The sequence below is a fragment of the Streptomyces sp. NPDC056527 genome (assembly GCF_042794475.1).
Lineage (GTDB): Bacteria > Actinomycetota > Actinomycetes > Streptomycetales > Streptomycetaceae > Streptomyces.
This window is the reverse complement of the sequence record NZ_JBHTTQ010000027.1, coordinates 1-15,794: the sequence shown is the minus strand read 5'-3', so window position 1 is coordinate 15,794 and position 15,794 is coordinate 1. Positions and strand designations below refer to the sequence as shown.

Below are 15,794 nucleotides of genomic sequence, written 5' to 3'. Positions count from 1 at the left end.
GGCGAGCCGAGCATGTTCTCTGACCGCTGCGACCCCGCCCCTTGACCGCGGTGCGCTCTGGCTGCGCATCAGCCGCGTCGCCGGCGCAGGAGCACTCCTGCTCCGCCTGGTCCGCACACCGGACCGGCCGGCGCCACCGGACACCCCCTAGAAGGAGCCTTCCCGGCGGCGCCGGCGATGGTGTCGATGCCGGCGATGGTGTCGAGCCGGGTGAGGGTGCCGGCGCGGATCGCCGCGCCCCTGCGGCCCGGCCGGGGCGGGCGGCGCGCCGGACGATGCGTCCGGCGCGCGGCGGCTGTGGGCCGGGCGGCGGTTCAGACCGGGAAGGCGGCCTGGCGGTTGGTCGACGGGGGCGGCGGGGCGGGGCGTGTGAGTCCGGCCTTCTGGGCTGCGACCAGCAGGAGGTAGTGCGGGTTGAGCGTCAGGTAGCGGCGCCACAGCCGGCCGGGTTCCGAAGCCAGCCGCGACAGCCACTCCAGTCCGTATCGCCGTATCCACTTCGGTGGTCTGCGCAGGATGCCTGCGTGGAAGTCGAACGCGGCACCGATCGCGAGCAGGGGCATCGGCAGCAGCGGGCGCATGGCGTGTACGAAGATCTCCTGGCGCGGGCAGCCGAGTCCGACCAGGACGATCCGGGCCCCTGAGGCGGTGATCCGGTCGGCGATCTCCCGGTCCTCGCCGAGGCGGGCGGTGCGGAACTTGGACGCCTCGCGGCCGGCGATCTTCAGTGCCGGCAGCGTGTTCTGCAGGTTCAGCGCCAGGCGGTCCAGTGTCTGCTCGGTGGAGCCGTACAGATACACCGGCAGTCCCTCGTCGGCTGCCGCTCGCAGCACGCGGAGTGTCAGGGTCGGGCCGGACACCCGCTCGGTCAGGCCCGCGCGGTGCAGCGCGTTCAGCGCCCAGCGCACGGGCTGGCCGTCCGGGGTCACCAGGTCGAAGGAGTTGAGGCGGGCGCCGTGTTCATGGTCGAGCACGCCCGTCATCACGCCGTGGACGGCCAGCGCGGTCAGTGCGAAGGGGCGGCCGTGGCGGGCCGCGTCGACGACGGCGTCCACCGCTTGTTGGTAGGTGGTCTGGTCGACGAGGACGCCGAGAACGTTCCGCTTCACCGGGCGGGTGCCCATCTGTCCGCGTTGGCCTCGTGGATCTCCTGCATGATCATGGGTACGTCGTGTGTCAGCTGCCAGCCCGGGTAGTGCTGTTCGAATCGGGCGTTGGAGCTGATCCACCAGATGTGGTCGCCGGTCCGGGGGGTGTCCACGTGCTCGACGAGCATCTCGTTCCCCGAGATCTTCTCGGCCAGCGCGATCGCTTCGAGGTTGGAGGTGTTGGAGTGCCGGCCGCCGCCCAGGTTGTAGACCTCGCCGCTGCGCGGGGCGCGGAAGAACGCCTCGAAGGCGGTGACCACGTCGTGGCTGTGGATGGCGTCCCGCACTTGTTTGCCCTGGTAGCCGATGAGGTTGTAGGTGCGCCTCTCCATGGCGCAGCGCATCACGTAGGCGAGGAATCCGTGGAGTTCGGTGGCGGAGTGTCCGGGGCCGGTGAGGGTGCCGCCGCGGAAGCATGCCGTGCGCAGGCCGAAGTAGCGGCCGTACTCCTGGACGAGGATGTCCGCTGCGGTCTTCGAGGCGCCGAAGACCGAGTGCAGGCAGGTGTCGATGGACATGTTCTCGTCGATGCCGGCCGCGTAGGGGTGGTCCGGGGCGATCTCGAAGCGGGTCTCCTGTTCCACGAAGGGCAGGGAGTTGGGGCGGTCTCCGTACACCTTGTTGGTGGAGCAGTGGATCAGGGGGGCGTCGGGGCAGTGTTCGCGTACGTTCTGCAGGATGTTGAGGGTGCCTGCGGCGTTGATGTCGAAGTCGAGGAACGGATCGCGTGCCGCCCAGTCGTGGGAGGGTTGCGCGGCGGTGTGGATGACGACGGCGATGTCCTTGCCGTAGCGGCCGAAGAGCGAGGCCAGTGCGTCCCGGTCGCGGATGTCCACGTCGTGGTGGGTGTAGGCCGGGCCGAGGTCCGCGGACAGGCGTCGGACGTTCCACGCGGTGGACGCCTCCGGTCCGAAGAACCGTGCCCGCATGTCGTTGTCGATGCCGATGACGTCAAGTCCCAGGCGGCTGAAGTGCCGTACCGCTTCTGATCCGATGAGACCGGCTGAGCCGGTCACCACAGCGATGCTCATACCATCACTTTCCGAGAGGAGCCGACGAGGGTTTTCTGTTCCGGTTTCCGGCGCTTCAGGCTGCGTCGCGACCGGTTCTGGGCGAGGAGGATTCCGGCCGCCCAGAAGAAGGGGGCGGCGCCGAAGGGTGACTCCAGGATCACGCCCAGCAGGGCGACGATGAGCAGTGAGATCACGAGCAGGAGGCACACCGCCGTCAGCTCGTCGGGCGGTCCGTGGCGGACGGTTCGGATGGTGATGGCCATCAGACTGGTCAGGATCGACAGGACGAGGACGAGGCCGACGACGCCGAGCCGGGCGAAGACGGTGAGCAGGTAGTTGTGCGGGGAGCGCACGCCCATGCCCCGGCCGATGTGGAGGTCGCCGTCGGACTCCTGGAGGAAGTCCGGGCCGAAGCCCACGCCGACGGCTGTGCGGGAGGGTTCGTCGAGGGTGTAGGTCACGACCCGTTCCCATGCGAACAGCCGTGCGCGTGTGGTGCCGTGGGCGTTCTGGACGACTTCGGGAGCGGCGGTCGTGTCCGTGCCCAGGGCGAGGAGGCGCTGGCCGGCCGGGGACATCGGCAGTGCCACGACGACGGTGAGCAGCGCGGTGGCGGAGAGCAGGACCGCGCGGGGGGTGATGCGGCCGTTCTTGCCTGCCCTGAACAGGGTCGCCATCAGTACGCATGCGCAGCAGGAGAAGAGGCCTGCCCGGTTGACCTGGGCCAGGCCCGTCACGAGTGCGGCGGCGGCCAGTGAGGCGTGCAGCCAGATGCGGCCTCGTCTGATCCGCAGGATCGACACGCCCGCCAGCACTCCGAGGACGGCGACGTCGAAGTCGGTTCTGATCTCGAAGACGCGGGTGCGGCCCACCTCGGGCAGGGTGGCGACGAACGCAGGCGCGAGTGTCGCCACGGCCATCCATGCCAGGTGCAGCACCAGGGCGATGTGCAGGAGCCGGACGGTGCGTTGCCTGCCGCGTTCGCTCGCCCTTTGGTAGCCGCCCGCGGCGAGGTAGGCGATCGTGGCGTAGAGGAACGGTGCCGCGTCGCGGGCGGCTGTGCGCAGGTCGCCATCCAGGTTGAGCAGATGTGCTCCGGTCACCAGCAGCAGCAGGCCGAGCGCGATTCCCGGCCCGTGGATGGGCTGGTGGCGTTTTTGGGACAGGGCGATCCACCAGGCGGTGTGCAGGAAGGCCGCTGCCAGCAGGATGTCGCCGATGTAGAGCGGTCCTGCTTGCATGTGTGAGAGCCACCGGCCGCCGGTGAGCATGGCGGCGACGACCACGACTCCGGCGATCAGCTTGTTGTCGCCGGCGCTTTCGCGGGCGTGCGCCGTGTGCCGGGGCCGCTGGGTGGTGGCCGGGGGGCGGGCGGTGGCGGTTGCCGGGGGCGCGAGGTGTGTGCTCATGCGGTGGTCAGGGCGCGGCCGCCTGCGATCCGTGCCGCCTCCTCGTACACGGTGGTGATGCGGGAGAGCCAGGCCCGCTCGGTGAAGTGGTCGGTGTAGACCTGCCGGCAGTGCTCGCGCAGCGTGGGGAAGAGGGCGGCCGCCTCCGCGAGGACGGGTGTGAGGGGTTTGTCCCATCCGGTGACCAGGCCGGTGCCGTGTGTCCGGACCGACTCGGCCACCGACGAGCCGTCGAAGGCGAGGGTCGCAAGTCCTGCGGCCAGTGCCTCGATCTGTACGCAGGGCTGGACCTCGTACCAGCGGCTGGGGAAGACCAGGCCGCGCCAGGTCGGCATCCGGCGGCACAGTTCGGTGCGGTCGATCTGGCCGAGGAAGCGAACGGATGGGGGTGCTGCCGCCCGGCATTCGGCGAGGAGTTCGCCGTCGCCGACGATGTCCAGCGGTTCGTGGGCCGGCCACTGACGCAGCAGTTCCAGGACGCCTTTCTCGGGTGACAGGCGTGCGGCGACGAGCCAGCGGCCGGTGTCGTGGTCTGGTGTGTGACCGGTCTGCGGCGCGTCGACGAAGTTGGGTACGAGGGTCAGGCGCTCGGCGGGCACCCCGTGACGCAGGTAGGTCTGTTGGCTCAGGGAGGAGTTCACGACGATCCGGTCGGCGCGGGCGAGCAGCGGGTCCCGCGTGGGGCCGTTGCGCCCGGCCCAGGCCAGCGGGAGGGTCGCGGCCCTCGAGCCGCGGTAGCAGCCGAGCTTGAGCGCCGCCCAGGGCTCGCCGTCGGGGCAGCGTGTGCACACGGCGCCTGCGCGGTAGAGGGTCGCCGCGGCGCACATCGGCCGGTAGTTGTGCAGGGTCGCGACGAGCGGGCCGTCCCAGTGCCGTACCCAGGAGCGTGTGAAGTTGGGGAACAGGTTGTGGACGTGCACGACCTCGGGGCCGTAGGCGCGCAGCTGGGCGAGCGGGTTGTTGCCGCGGCCGGTGGCGACGCGGGCCGCGGCCCGCAGCGGGTAGAGGGGGTCGCGTGCCAGTTCGTCGGTGTGCGCGGCGAACAGTTCCACCGTGTGGCCCGCCGTGCGCAGCGCGCGTACCTGGTCCCGTACGAGCTGGTTCTCTCCGCTGGGCTTGCCCGCGGTGTAGAAGCTGTGGACCACCGCGATCTTCATGACAGGGCACCTTTGGTCGTCGGCATGGGCTTGTCGTCGTCATCGGCGGAAAGGGGCGGGCGCCGGTCTGCCGCGGTGCTCGCCCCACAGGTCGGGACAGGAGCGGGCAAAACGGGGCAGGACAACAGACAAATTCGCGCAAGAGGCGGTCCTCTTCGATGTTTCGGGGTGATCGTCGCGGTGAGCCCACCCGCTTGGCCGAGTGGCGTGGGGCGGGGCCGGCCGGTCGGGGATTCGGCGTGGTACGACCCCACGCTGCTTATCGGGTGATAGTTCAGCGCGGGCGAGCGCCGTCGGCAGGCTCGGCGGGTGCGCGGCGGACACACTCGGTAGCGTCCGTCGCTCCGCCATGCCGCGAACGATGCCCTTGACCGCACGGCTGTCCGGTGTCGGTCTTGGGACGCGGGGAGGTGCCCGGACCGACGACATCCGCTGGAACCGGTTTAGAGAGGGGCACCGTGACCGTTCGGGGAGAGGTACCTCATGTGCCGCTGTCGGGGCAGCAACAGCAGCAGCCCGACCGCGAGCCTGTGAACCGCAAGCGACGCCGCCGCAAACCCTCCTGGTACCGGCCGGCGGCGTTCGCCGTCGACGCGGTGGGGGCTTTCGTGCCGGTGTACACGGCCTTGCGGTGGGCCGGTGAGGCGTCCGCGGTGTGGTGCGCGGCGGCGGCGGGTGTGGCGTGGGTCGTCGTGCGGGGTGCGCGTATGCGCTACGCGTGGCGTGACCTGGGTGAGCGCCGGAACACCGACGCTCTGCTGCGGGACTGGGCGGTCCTGCTGGCGCTGCTCACCGTGGTGCGGGCGGCGGCCGGTGTGGACGTCCCTCTTGTCGTGACGCTGGCCGGTCTGCTGGTGTGTCTCGCGGTCACGGCCGTCTGTCAGCATCTGACGCACCGCCATCTGGTGGCGCGGCGCCGTGCCGGCCAGTGTGTCCGTCGTGCCCTGGTGATCGGTGAGGCGGCCGCTCTGCACGATCTGCTCCGTCATCTCGCCCGCCGCACCGACCACGAGTTCGTCGTGGTCGGAGTGTGCCCGATCGGGGACGACTCCCCCGACTCGGTGGCTCCGGTCATGGCACGGCTGGAGGGGCAGGCCCCGGTGCAGCTGTCCGGTGACGCCTCGCCGGTGCTGGCGGCGACCCGCGCGCTCGATCCCGATCTGGTCTTCGTCATGTCCGGGCCCAGCATGGCCGGTGAGCGGCTGCGCCGGCTGTCGTGGGCCGTGCACGAGGACGGCCGGCCCCTTGTCGTCGTGCCGGGCCTGACCGAGGTGACCCAGCGCCGGGTCGACATCTCGTCCGTGGCCGGTCTCACGCTGCTGCACGTGGCGGCGCCCGTGCGCCGCGGCGCCGCCGTGCTGCTGAAGGAGGCGACCGACCTGGTGGGTGCCGTGCTGCTGCTGGTGCTGCTGGCCCCGGTGCTGGCCGCGGTGGCCGTCGCCGTGCGCCTGGACTCGCCCGGAGGGGCGTTGCACCGTCAGATCCGCGTGGGGCTGGGCGGCCGCCACTTCAGCCTGGTGAAGTTCCGCACCATGGTCACGGCCGCCGAGCAGATGAGGGAGGAACTCACCCGGACCAATGAGCACGACGGGCTGATGTTCAAGATCCGCCGTGACCCTCGGATCACGCGCGTGGGCCGGGTGCTGCGCCGCTTCTCGCTGGACGAGCTTCCTCAGCTGTACAACGTGCTGCGGGGACACATGTCCCTGGTGGGGCCCAGGCCGCCGCTGCCGAGCGAGGTCGCGCAGTACACCGACGTGGAGCTGCGACGGCTGAGCGTCAAGCCGGGGCTCACCGGGCTGTGGCAGGTCAGCGGGCGCTCCGACCTGTCCTGGGACGAGACCGTCGCCCTGGACCTGCGCTACGTCGACAACTGGTCGCCCGCCGTCGACTTCGGCATCCTGCGCCGCACCGTGCGCGCCGTCGTCGAGGGCAACGGCGCCTACTGAGCGTCTGCGGGCCGGCGCCCCGTGAGCACGGCGGGAAGCAGACCACGCTCCCGGGCGACAGCAACGCCCTGCAGGCTCCCCCCGTACCGCAGGCAGCACACCAGCAGCGCACCCGCGGTCACCAGCTTGACCGCGAGGAGCAGCGCTGTTGGGCAGTTGTCTTCGAGCGGGTGCGATACGCACCACAGCACGGCCCATGTCAGGGCCGCCAGGAACGCCGCCTGTGCGTATGCCACCGCGACCGGCCGCCTCGCCTGGGGGAAGAGCCGGCCCAGCCATGCCTGGAACAGGGCGAGTCTGAGGACCTGCCCGATCAGCACCACCACCATCAACGCGTGGAGCCCGCCGCCGGTGGCCAGGGCGAGGGCCGTGCCGGCGACGAGGACGCCCAGTTGCACCAGGTGGATGACCACCTTGGGCCCCACCACGCCCATGGCTTCCACCAGGGTGCCCAGGAACTGCGCCACCAGGGCGAGCACGCTGACCAGGCCCAGCAGCGGCACCAGTTCCGCGCTGCCGTGCCACTGCCCGCCGAGCAGCAGCGCCACCAGCTGCTCGCTGCTCGCGCCGATCACCGCCCACAGGGGAAAGAGGCTCAGGGTGGTCAGGGAGACGCAGTCGGCGTAGGAGGTGCCGAGCCGGCCCGTCTCGTGCCGGATGCGGCTGAACGCGGGCAGGAGAACCTTGCTCGCCGCCGCCTGGATCTGGTAGAGCGGCAGCGATGCCAGGAGTGCGGCGCGGTCGTAGAGCCCGGCGGCCGTGACCCCCACGTACCGGCCGATGGCGAGCTTGCCGAAGTCCTCCGTCAGGTATTCCAGGAACCCGTTCACGGAGATCTTGCCGCCGAATCCCAGGATGTCCCGCATGGCCCGTACGTCGAACAGCGGACGCAGCGAGTGCCTGACCAGGAGACAGGGCAGCAGGGCCTGCAGGAGATACCAGCACAGCGTGCCGTACACGAGGCTCCACACGCCCGCGCCGGACAGGGCAAAGGCGCATCCGACGGCGCAGTAGCCGACGGCGAAGGAGAGGAAGTCGGTGAGGGCGACGGCCCGGTAGCGCATGGCGCGGGCCAGCAGTCCGGCGGCGGGGGCGCCCAGGGCCATGAACACCAGCATCAGCGCGGTCGCCCGGATCACGCGGGTCAGTTCGGCGGGACCGCGGACCAGTTCGGTGGCGTACGGCGCCACGCACCAGACGGCCGCGAAGGAGCAGGTGCCGACGACGAGTGCCAGCGTGAAGATCACCCGGATGTCGCGGTCGGTGACCGAGGCCCGCTGGACCACCGCGGAGCGCAGGCCGCCCTGGGCGAAGTGGTGGGCGAAGCGCAGCACCAGGTGGGCCAGGGCCATCAGCCCGAAGTCCTCGGGGGTGAGCAGACGGGCCATCACCGCCGCGTAGGGCAGCTGCAGGACGATCTGGGCCACGCTGGCGAGATAGGTCCAGCGCATGCCCCGGACGGTGACGGAACCCAGCTGCGTCATGGGGGTCGCTCTCGCCTTCGTCACGAAGATCTGCGTCAGGTGCGCACCCTTGCACGGCGGTGCGTCTTCCCGTGCCCGACGCGCGAGGCGTCCTCTCACACTTCCGAGTGATCGGCGCATCCGCGGAAGGATTGTCCGTTCATCGTCCGCGTCCGGGATGCGCGCTCATGCTCCGCGATTCCGCCGGCCGGTATACCGGCCAAACGGTGCACCGTCGTCTTTCCGCGCGAAAGTCGGGGCGGAATCGGATCATATCCTTCCGATGTTTCGGGAGATTGTCCTCTTTTCCGGACGGATATCTCCATCCTTTCCTGCATTCATGGAGATGCATCATGCGCGTAGCTGTGACCGGCGGGTGCGGCTTTCTTGGTTCCCATCTGTGCGAGGCACTGCTGCGGCGCGGGGACGCCGTGGTGTGCCTGGACGATCTGAGCACGGGGCAGCCGCAGAACCTCACGCACCTGCGGTCGTATCCGGGGTTCGAGTTCGTCCAGGCGGACGTGAGCGTCGCCGCGGATGTGCCCGGTGCGGTCGACGCTGTCGCCCATCTCGCAAGTCCCGCCTCGCCGCCGGACTATCTGCGGCTGCCGCTGCAGACCCTGGCCGTGGGCAGCCGTGGCACCGAGAACGCCCTCGAACTGGCCCGGCGCAACAACGCCCGTTTCCTGCTGGCCTCGACCAGTGAGGTCTACGGCGATCCGCAGATCCATCCGCAGGACGAGGAGTACTGGGGGCACGTCAACCCGGTCGGGCCGCGCAGTGTCTACGACGAGGCCAAGCGGTACGCGGAGGCGCTCACCATGGCCTACCACCGCACCCTGGGCGTCGACGTGGGCGTCGTGCGGATCTTCAACACCTATGGTCCGCGGATGCGTGCGCACGACGGCCGGGTGGTCTCCAGCTTCATCGACCAGGCTCTGCGGGGCGAACCGCTGACGGTCTACGGCGACGGCAAGCAGACCCGCAGCTTCTGCTACGTCAGTGATCTCGTGCGTGGTCTCGTGGCGATGCTGGACTCCTCGCAGACCGGGCCGCTCAACCTCGGCAACCCCGAGGAGTGGACGGTGCACGACCTCGCCGAACTCGTCCTGGAGATCACGGGCTCCGACTCGGAGATCCGCTACCACCCGCTGCCCACGGACGACCCGGTCCGCCGCCGCCCGGTCATCACACAAGCCCTGGAACACCTCGGCTGGCGGCCGGAGGTGCCGGTCGCGGACGGCGTGCGCTGGACCGTGGAATGGTTCAGCGCCACCTGACCGGGCGCGTTCTTCTTCGACCCTCGCTTTCCCGACGGCTTGTAGAGAGGTGACCCATGCCCGGTCGCACCACCGTGCTGGTGACCGGTGGCGCCGGATTCATCGGCAGCCATACCTGCGTCGAACTCCTCGACCACGGCTATGACGTGGTGGTCGTCGACGACTACTCCAACAGTTCGCCCGGCGCGCTGGAACGCGTCGCGAAGATCGCCGGCCGGCCGCCGGCCGCCGTGTACGAGATCGGCCTGCACGACCGGGGCGGGCTCTCCCGGGTGTTCGACGAGCATCCCATCGACGCGGTCGTCCACTTCGCCGCGAAGAAGGCCGTCGGGGAGTCCGTGGAGCTGCCCGTCGCGTACTACGACACCAACGTCGGCGGCACCACGGCGCTGCTGCGTGCCATGCACGAGCACCAGGTTCGCCGTCTGGTGTTCTCCTCGTCGTGCTCGATCTACGGAAACGCCGCCAGGGTGCCGCTCACCGAGGCGGACCCGGCCGCCCCCACCAACCCGTACGCCACCTCGAAGTGGCTGTGCGAGCGGGTGCTCGCCGACACCTGCCGGTATCTGCCCGAGCTGTCCGTGCTGTCGCTGCGCTACTTCAACCCGGTCGGCGCGCACCCCAGCGGACTGCTCGGCGAAGTGCCCCGGGGCACGCCGGGCAACGTGATGCCCTATCTCGCCCAGGTCGCCGCGGGCCGGCTGCCTGGGCTGAAGGTCTTCGGCGGCGACTACCCCACCGCGGACGGCACCGGGGTGCGTGACTACGTGCATGTGGGGGATGTCGCCGAGGGCCACCGTGTGGCGCTGGAACACCTCGACGACGAGCGCGGCATGCGCGTGTTCAACCTCGGCACGGGACAGGGCACTTCGGTCCTGGAGCTCCTCGCGGCCTTTCAGCGTGCCTGCGGCATCGCGATCCCGTACGAGATCACCGACCGCCGTCCGGGCGACGTGCCGGCCCTCGTCGCCGACCCGGGCGCCGTGGCCCGGGCGTGGAACTGGACCGCGACCAGGGACCTCACCGCGATGTGCGAGGACGCGTGGCGGTTCCAGGAGCTCAACCCTGCCGGCTATCCGGCCTGACCGGTGAACCGGACCCCATCGTAGAAGAGGCGAGTGACATGCGACTGACCGTCATCGGAACGGGATACCTGGGCGCCGTGCATGCCGCGTGCATGGCGGACATCGGGCACGAGGTCCTCGGTGTCGACATCGACGCCGAGAAGATCGCGGCCCTCGGCAAGGGCGTGGCCCCCTTCCACGAACCAGGTCTGCCGGAGGTGCTCGGCCAGGCCGTCGGTTCCGGCCGGCTGCGTTTCACCACGTCCCTTGCCGAGGCCGCCGAGTTCGGCGAGGTGCATTTCGTCTGTGTGAGCACCCCGCAGCGCCCGGACGCGCCCTCCGCCGACCTGCGGGCGGTCGACGCCGTCATCGACGCGCTGGCGCCCCTGCTGCGGCGTCGCTGCCTCATCGTGGGCAAGTCCACGGTTCCGGTGGGGACGACGGAGCGGCTGAGCGCACGCGTCCATGAACTCGCCCCGCAGGGTGCGGATGTCGAGGTGGCGTGGAACCCCGAGTTCCTGCGGGAGGGCTTCGCCGTGAAGGACACGCTGCGTCCGGAGCGGATCGTGGCGGGCGTGGTGTCGCAGCGGGCCGACGAGATCCTGCGCGAGGTGTACGCGCCGATGCTGAGCGACGGTGTGCCCTACATCTGCACCGATCCGGCGACGGCCGAGCTGGTGAAGTCGGCGGCGAACGCGTTCCTCGCGACGAAGATCTCGTTCATCAACGCCATGGCGGAGGTCTGTGACGCGGCGGGCGCCGATGTGACCACTCTGGCCGACGCGCTGGGCCACGACAGCCGGATCGGCCGCCGGTTCCTGTCCGCCGGGCTCGGGTTCGGCGGCGGGTGCCTCCCCAAGGACATCAGGGCGCTCGCGGCCCGCGCGAACGAACTGGGCGTCGGCGGGGCGGTGAGGTTCCTGAACGAGATCGACGAGATCAACGCGCGCCAGCGGCGCCGCACCGTCGACATCGCCCGGGACATGGCGGGCGGCAGCTTCGCCGGACGCCGCATCGCCGTCCTGGGAGCGACGTTCAAGCCCGACAGCGACGACGTCCGTGACTCGCCCGCCCTGGCCGTCGCGGCCGCGATCCATCGCGAAGGCGCGCGGATCCGGCTGCACGACCCGGAGGGCATGGACAACGCGCGGGCCGTGTTGCCGTCGCTCGACTATGTGCCCGACGTGGAGAAGGCGTGTGAGGGGGCCGACCTCGTCCTGCATCTGACCGAGTGGTCGGCCTACCGCCGTCTGGACCCGGTCGCGCTCGGGGCCCTGGCGCCCGCGCGCACGATCCTCGATGCGCGCAACGCCCTGGACGCGGCGCGGTGGCAGTCGGCCGGCTGGACTCTGCGGGCGCTGGGCAGGCCGGCGGCGCCCGCGCTGCCGGCCCAGCAGGCGGCCGCCGGCCATCTGTCGCCGGTCTACTCCGCGGGCCGGGGCTGAGCCGATACGGCTGCTGCCGCGGGAGCGCGAGGAGTCTCCGGGCGATCCGGCCGCGTCGCTGTCCGCGGCCGGTCCCCGGCTGCGGACCGGGCGGTTGCGTAGAGCTGTTCGGCGGTGTGGGCCTTCGCCGCGTAGGTGTGGTTGCGTGCCCACTCCACGGCGGCCCGTGCCATGCCCGCGCGGGCCTGCCGGCCGCCCAGCACACCGCTGAGCGCCCACGCGAGGCGCTCGGGCAGATCGCCGGGGTCGCCCAGGGGCACCGAGACGGCTCCGCCGGGCGCCGAGAAGTCGCTGATGCCGTGGTGGCCGAGGTGGACCACGGGAAGTCCTCTGGCCCAGGCTTCCAGGGTCTGGGTGCTGGAGGAGTCCCGCAGGCTGGTCATCACGAACGCGTCGGCGTCGTCGCAGGCCGCGAAGACCTCGTCGCGGGGCAGCCGCCCGCGGAAGTCGACCGCCGCGCTCACGCCCAGCCGCGACGCGAGCCGCTCGAGTGCCGGCCGCAGCGGGCCGTCGCCGATGACGACGAGACGTGCCTGGGGGATCTGCCGGCGCAGCGGCACCAGCGCCCGCAGCGCGAGATCGGGGGTCTTGCGCGGGTGGAGCCGGCCGACCCAGAGAACGGTGGGCGGCCGGCCGGGCCGCTCGGTCCGGTCCCCGGCCGCATCCCGGATCAGCGACTCCTGGATGCCGTCGGCCAGCATCAGCCGGGTCTCGGCAGCGTTCAGACGACGGGCCAGCCGCATCGTGTCGCGGTTGGTGGCCAGCACCACCGCCGCCTCGCGCACCGTCTTGCGGCATGCCGGCCGGCGGCTGAGGCAGCGCGCCCACACCAGGGTCCGAAGCGCCTCCTGCCAGTAGCCCAGGCCCAGGTAACGCCGGTGGCTGTGCGGGGCGGTCTGGCCGCCGCCGACGGGGCCGAACACCAGCGGCGGTCCCAGCCGGCGCAGGGCGGAGCCTCCCTGCAGGGAGCCGTAGGACACGTGGTGCACCACGTCGGCCGCGTCGAGTCCGTGGCCGCGGGCATAGGCCAGGGCCCGGTGCTGCCAGGCGTCGTAGCGCCGCACTTCCGCGGCCATGTCCCTGAGCGCGGGGGGCAGCAGCCCGGTCCATGCGGGCGCCGGCGGCAGGGGGATGACGTGGGGTCGGATGCGTTCGCCCGCCTCCCCGAGTTCCCCCTTCCGGCGTTCGATGGCCCGCAGGTTGTCGTCCACGGCGTGTGTGAGGACCTCGACGGTGTGGCCGCGGCCGGCCAGTGCTTCGGCCCAGCCCCACCCGATGGCGGGTTCGCTGCCGCGGGTCGGGTCGCAGGCGAACGCGACCAGCACGATCCGAAGAGGGTTGTGGTGCGAAGAGATCTGCCTGTCCATGGGGATCACCCTGCCCCTCGGGCGGGGCGCATCCGGCGCAACACGTCCGAACGATAGGCCGGTCGGGGTGCCCTCGCCGCGGTCGCTGCCCGATGCACGGCCCCCTGCGTTTATGGTAAACGGGAAAATTGGCAGGAAACTGGCTTAATTGGGCGCTTCTTGCCCTGTGAGGGGTGAACGTTGGATCTTCGTGGATACCTCAAGCTGCTGGCCAGACGCTGGCCGACCGTCCTGATCTGCCTGCTGCTCGGCATCATCGCGGCAGAGATCGTCACGGCGGTGAGAACACCGGTCTACGAGGCCCGCACCCAGCTCTTCGTGGCCACCCGGACCGGCGCGGACACCTCCGAACTGAACCAGGGTCAGAGCTTCTCGCAGGCCCGGGTGCAGTCCTACTCGGCGATCGTCGCCACGAGCCAGGTGACGCAGCCCGTCGTGCGCCAGCTGGGGCTGCCCTACTCGCCCTCGGAGCTCGCGTCCCGCATCACCGCCGAGGCTCCGCTCAACACCGTCCTGATCAACATCAAGGTGCGCGACACCGATCCGGCACGTGCGGCGCGGATCGCCGACGCGGTCGCGGTGCGCTTCATCGGCCTCGTCGAACGGCTGGAGACGCCGAAGAAGGCCCTCACGCCGGCCGGCACGAAGGAGAGCGCCTCCCCCCTCTCCCCCGTCTCGCTCGGGGTCACGGAGAAGGCAGGGGTGCCCAAGAAGCCGGTGTCGCCGAACCGGCTGCTCGGTCTCGGGTTCGGCGTGCTCGGCGGCCTGCTGCTGGCTGCCGGGATCGTTGCGCTGCGCGAGGCGCTCGACACCACCGTCAAGACCAGCGAGGCGCTGGGGGAACTCACCTCCCTGCCGGTGCTCGGCACCATCCCGTACGACAGGAGCGCGGGCCGCAGGAGAATCGCGATCGAGGCGGCCAGTACCTCCGCGCGCGCCGAGGCGTTCCGCAAGCTGCGGGCCAACCTGCAGTTCGCCCAGGTCGACGACCCGCCCCGGGTGATCGTGGTGACCAGCCCGCTGCCGGGCGAGGGGAAGACCACCACATCGGTCAACCTGGCGCTGTCCCTGGCCGATGCGGGCCTGCGGACCTGCCTGGTCGACGCGGACCTGCGCCGCCCGTCCGTGGCCCCCACCTTCGGGCTGGTCGAGGGCGCCGGACTGACCACGGTGCTCATCGGCCAGGCCCGCACCGAGGACGTGATGCAGGAGGCCGCAGGCCGGCTCGCGGTACTCACCAGCGGCACCCTGCCGCCGAACCCGACCGAGCTGCTCTCCTGCGGCCGGATGGCGGAGGTGCTGCGGGAGCTCACCGACACCTACGACATCGTCATCGTCGACAGCGCTCCCCTGCTGCCGGTGGCCGACACCCTGGGCCTGTCCCCGCTCGCCGACGGGGTCCTGCTCGTCGTGAGCGCCTCCAAGACCGGACGCGACCAGATCGTCGACGCGGCCGACTCGCTGCACCGCATCGGCGTGCCCGTCCTCGGGGCCGCCCTCAACATGTCCTCCGCCTACAAGGGCAAGGGATACGGCTACGGTTACGGCTACGCCCCGGCGGAACTGCCGATGCCCCGGCCGGCGACCGCAGCCGAGGAGCCCGCCCCGCCCGCCCCCGCCGGCAAACCGCAGGAGCCCGCCTCGCGGACCGGCGCCGGCGGTAAACGGGAGAAGCCCGTCTCGCGGGCCGCCGGCGGCACACGGGAGGAGCCCGTCTCGCGGACCGCCGGCGGCACACGGGAGGAGTCTGTCTCGCGGGCCGCCGGTGGCAAGCCGGAGGAGCCCGTCTCGCCGACCGCCGCCGGTACGCCATGAGCGGCCGGTCAGCGGCCCGCGGGCCGAGCGCTGCCGCGGCGGACGGCTTCGAGGTGCTGTTCGTCTGCACCGGCAACCTGCACCGCTCGCCCGTCGCGGAGCGGCTGCTGGCCGCCGCGCTGCCCCGGGGCGGCTTCCGGGTGCGCAGCGCGGGCACCGCCGCCCGGCCGATGCCGCTGGACCCGCTCACCGCCACGATCCTCGACGAACTCGGCGGCGACGCCGAGGGGTTCGCCGCCCTGCGGCTGGACGCCGGTCAGATCGAGCAGGCCGATCTCGTGCTCGGTCTGGAACGGTGCCACCGGGAGGCCGCGGTGCGGCTGCACCCCCTGGCGCTCCGCCGCTGCTTCACCCTGCGGGAGTTCATCCGCCTCGCCAAGGGGACCAGGGCCGACACCCCGCACGAGGCCGTGCGGCTGGCCGCGTCCAGGCGCGGCACGCTGATTCCCCCGGCGGACGAAACGGACGGCATCGACGACCCGGTCGGCGCTTCGGCGAAAGTGCACCGGGCGCGGGCCCTGGAGGTCCACGACGCCGTGCGCACACTGGCCGGGATCCTGGCGCCATGACACCGGGGGCGCACCGCGCGCTGCGCGGTGGGCCCCCCAGGCGGCGGGAGGGGTTTGACGCCCCGCCCCGCCCCCCGGGCCCCCCCGCCTCCCGCGCTCCTCCCGGCGCGCCAAG

12 protein-coding genes are annotated in these 15,794 nt (G+C 71.4%); 6 read left to right on the top strand and 6 right to left on the bottom strand.

The genetic code is table 11. From position 1 onward, the window contains the following. Nucleotides 1-314: 314 nt before the first annotated feature. From ACFQ7Q_RS16070 to ACFQ7Q_RS16055, 4 genes are read right to left on the bottom strand one after another with little or no spacing between them, the layout of a single operon-like run. Nucleotides 315-1,124 carry a WecB/TagA/CpsF family glycosyltransferase gene (locus ACFQ7Q_RS16070; protein WP_383554912.1) on the bottom strand — a complete coding sequence of 270 codons (810 nt, stop codon included), beginning with the start codon at nucleotides 1,122-1,124 and terminating at the stop codon, nucleotides 315-317. Beyond that, complete coding sequence (locus tag ACFQ7Q_RS16065) at nucleotides 1,106-2,179, bottom strand: NAD-dependent epimerase/dehydratase family protein (RefSeq protein ID WP_383554910.1); 1,074 nt, start codon at nucleotides 2,177-2,179, stop codon at nucleotides 1,106-1,108. Before ACFQ7Q_RS16065 ends, ACFQ7Q_RS16070 begins: the two co-directional genes overlap by 19 nt. Further along, nucleotides 2,176-3,570: an O-antigen ligase family protein gene (locus ACFQ7Q_RS16060; RefSeq protein ID WP_383554907.1), complete on the bottom strand. Its 1,395-nt coding sequence runs from the start codon at nucleotides 3,568-3,570 to the stop codon at nucleotides 2,176-2,178. The genes ACFQ7Q_RS16065 and ACFQ7Q_RS16060 overlap by 4 nt, the downstream gene beginning before the upstream one ends. Beyond that, a complete protein-coding gene (locus ACFQ7Q_RS16055) occupies nucleotides 3,567-4,727 on the bottom strand; it encodes a glycosyltransferase family 4 protein (RefSeq protein ID WP_383554904.1) in 1,161 nt (386 codons plus the stop codon). Before ACFQ7Q_RS16055 ends, ACFQ7Q_RS16060 begins: the two co-directional genes overlap by 4 nt. Nucleotides 4,728-5,185: 458 nt before the next feature. Between ACFQ7Q_RS16055 and ACFQ7Q_RS16050 the strand changes: the two genes are divergently transcribed. Beyond that, nucleotides 5,186-6,676, top strand: coding sequence for a sugar transferase (locus ACFQ7Q_RS16050; protein WP_383554901.1), 1,491 nt, complete (start codon nucleotides 5,186-5,188; stop codon nucleotides 6,674-6,676). Here ACFQ7Q_RS16050 and ACFQ7Q_RS16045 read toward each other — a convergent pair. Next, nucleotides 6,670-8,160 carry an oligosaccharide flippase family protein gene (locus ACFQ7Q_RS16045; RefSeq protein ID WP_383554899.1) on the bottom strand — a complete coding sequence of 497 codons (1,491 nt, stop codon included), beginning with the start codon at nucleotides 8,158-8,160 and terminating at the stop codon, nucleotides 6,670-6,672. The two genes, ACFQ7Q_RS16050 and ACFQ7Q_RS16045, sit on opposite strands and share 7 nt — an antisense overlap. A gap of 332 nt (nucleotides 8,161-8,492) precedes the next feature. On the opposite strand from ACFQ7Q_RS16045, the gene ACFQ7Q_RS16040 reads away from it, so the two are divergent. Genes ACFQ7Q_RS16040 through ACFQ7Q_RS16030 form a run of 3 tightly spaced genes read left to right on the top strand, consistent with a single transcriptional unit; the run spans nucleotide 8,493 to nucleotide 11,928 of the window. Continuing rightward, complete coding sequence (locus ACFQ7Q_RS16040) at nucleotides 8,493-9,419, top strand: UDP-glucuronic acid decarboxylase family protein (RefSeq protein WP_383554896.1); 927 nt, start codon at nucleotides 8,493-8,495, stop codon at nucleotides 9,417-9,419. A 56-nt stretch (nucleotides 9,420-9,475) separates the two neighbouring features. Continuing rightward, on the top strand, nucleotides 9,476-10,504 hold the full coding sequence (gene galE / locus ACFQ7Q_RS16035) for a UDP-glucose 4-epimerase GalE (protein WP_383554894.1): 1,029 nt from the start codon (nucleotides 9,476-9,478) through the stop codon (nucleotides 10,502-10,504). A gap of 38 nt (nucleotides 10,505-10,542) precedes the next feature. Beyond that, nucleotides 10,543-11,928, top strand: coding sequence for a UDP-glucose dehydrogenase family protein (locus tag ACFQ7Q_RS16030; RefSeq protein ID WP_383554891.1), 1,386 nt, complete (start codon nucleotides 10,543-10,545; stop codon nucleotides 11,926-11,928). On the opposite strand, the gene ACFQ7Q_RS16025 is transcribed toward ACFQ7Q_RS16030, so the two are convergent. Continuing rightward, on the bottom strand, nucleotides 11,907-13,295 hold the full coding sequence (locus tag ACFQ7Q_RS16025) for a glycosyltransferase family 4 protein (RefSeq protein WP_383554888.1): 1,389 nt from the start codon (nucleotides 13,293-13,295) through the stop codon (nucleotides 11,907-11,909). The genes ACFQ7Q_RS16030 and ACFQ7Q_RS16025 overlap by 22 nt on opposite strands. Nucleotides 13,296-13,475: 180 nt before the next feature. Here ACFQ7Q_RS16025 and ACFQ7Q_RS16020 point away from each other — a divergent pair, with 180 nt between their 5' ends. After that, nucleotides 13,476-15,110, top strand: a complete 1,635-nt coding sequence (locus ACFQ7Q_RS16020) for a polysaccharide biosynthesis tyrosine autokinase (protein ID WP_383554886.1) — start codon at nucleotides 13,476-13,478, stop codon at nucleotides 15,108-15,110. Further along, nucleotides 15,107-15,679: a low molecular weight phosphatase family protein gene (locus ACFQ7Q_RS16015; protein WP_383554883.1), complete on the top strand. Its 573-nt coding sequence runs from the start codon at nucleotides 15,107-15,109 to the stop codon at nucleotides 15,677-15,679. Before ACFQ7Q_RS16020 ends, ACFQ7Q_RS16015 begins: the two co-directional genes overlap by 4 nt. Nucleotides 15,680-15,794: the final 115 nt, after the last annotated feature.

What these genes read in the sequence shown, in the direction of transcription:
- ACFQ7Q_RS16040 (WP_383554896.1), top strand. Translation starts at nt 8,493, where the DNA reads ATGCGCGTAGCTGTGACCGGCGGGTGCGGCTTTCTTGGTTCCCATCTG.
- ACFQ7Q_RS16055 (WP_383554904.1), bottom strand. Translation starts at nt 4,727, where the DNA reads ATGAAGATCGCGGTGGTCCACAGCTTCTACACCGCGGGCAAGCCCAGC.
- ACFQ7Q_RS16060 (WP_383554907.1), bottom strand. Translation starts at nt 3,570, where the DNA reads ATGAGCACACACCTCGCGCCCCCGGCAACCGCCACCGCCCGCCCCCCG.
- ACFQ7Q_RS16015 (WP_383554883.1), top strand. Translation starts at nt 15,107, where the DNA reads ATGAGCGGCCGGTCAGCGGCCCGCGGGCCGAGCGCTGCCGCGGCGGAC.
- ACFQ7Q_RS16065 (WP_383554910.1), bottom strand. Translation starts at nt 2,179, where the DNA reads ATGAGCATCGCTGTGGTGACCGGCTCAGCCGGTCTCATCGGATCAGAA.
- galE (WP_383554894.1), top strand. Translation starts at nt 9,476, where the DNA reads ATGCCCGGTCGCACCACCGTGCTGGTGACCGGTGGCGCCGGATTCATC.
- ACFQ7Q_RS16030 (WP_383554891.1), top strand. Translation starts at nt 10,543, where the DNA reads ATGCGACTGACCGTCATCGGAACGGGATACCTGGGCGCCGTGCATGCC.
- ACFQ7Q_RS16025 (WP_383554888.1), bottom strand. Translation starts at nt 13,295, where the DNA reads ATGGACAGGCAGATCTCTTCGCACCACAACCCTCTTCGGATCGTGCTG.
- ACFQ7Q_RS16045 (WP_383554899.1), bottom strand. Translation starts at nt 8,160, where the DNA reads ATGACGCAGCTGGGTTCCGTCACCGTCCGGGGCATGCGCTGGACCTAT.
- ACFQ7Q_RS16070 (WP_383554912.1), bottom strand. Translation starts at nt 1,124, where the DNA reads ATGGGCACCCGCCCGGTGAAGCGGAACGTTCTCGGCGTCCTCGTCGAC.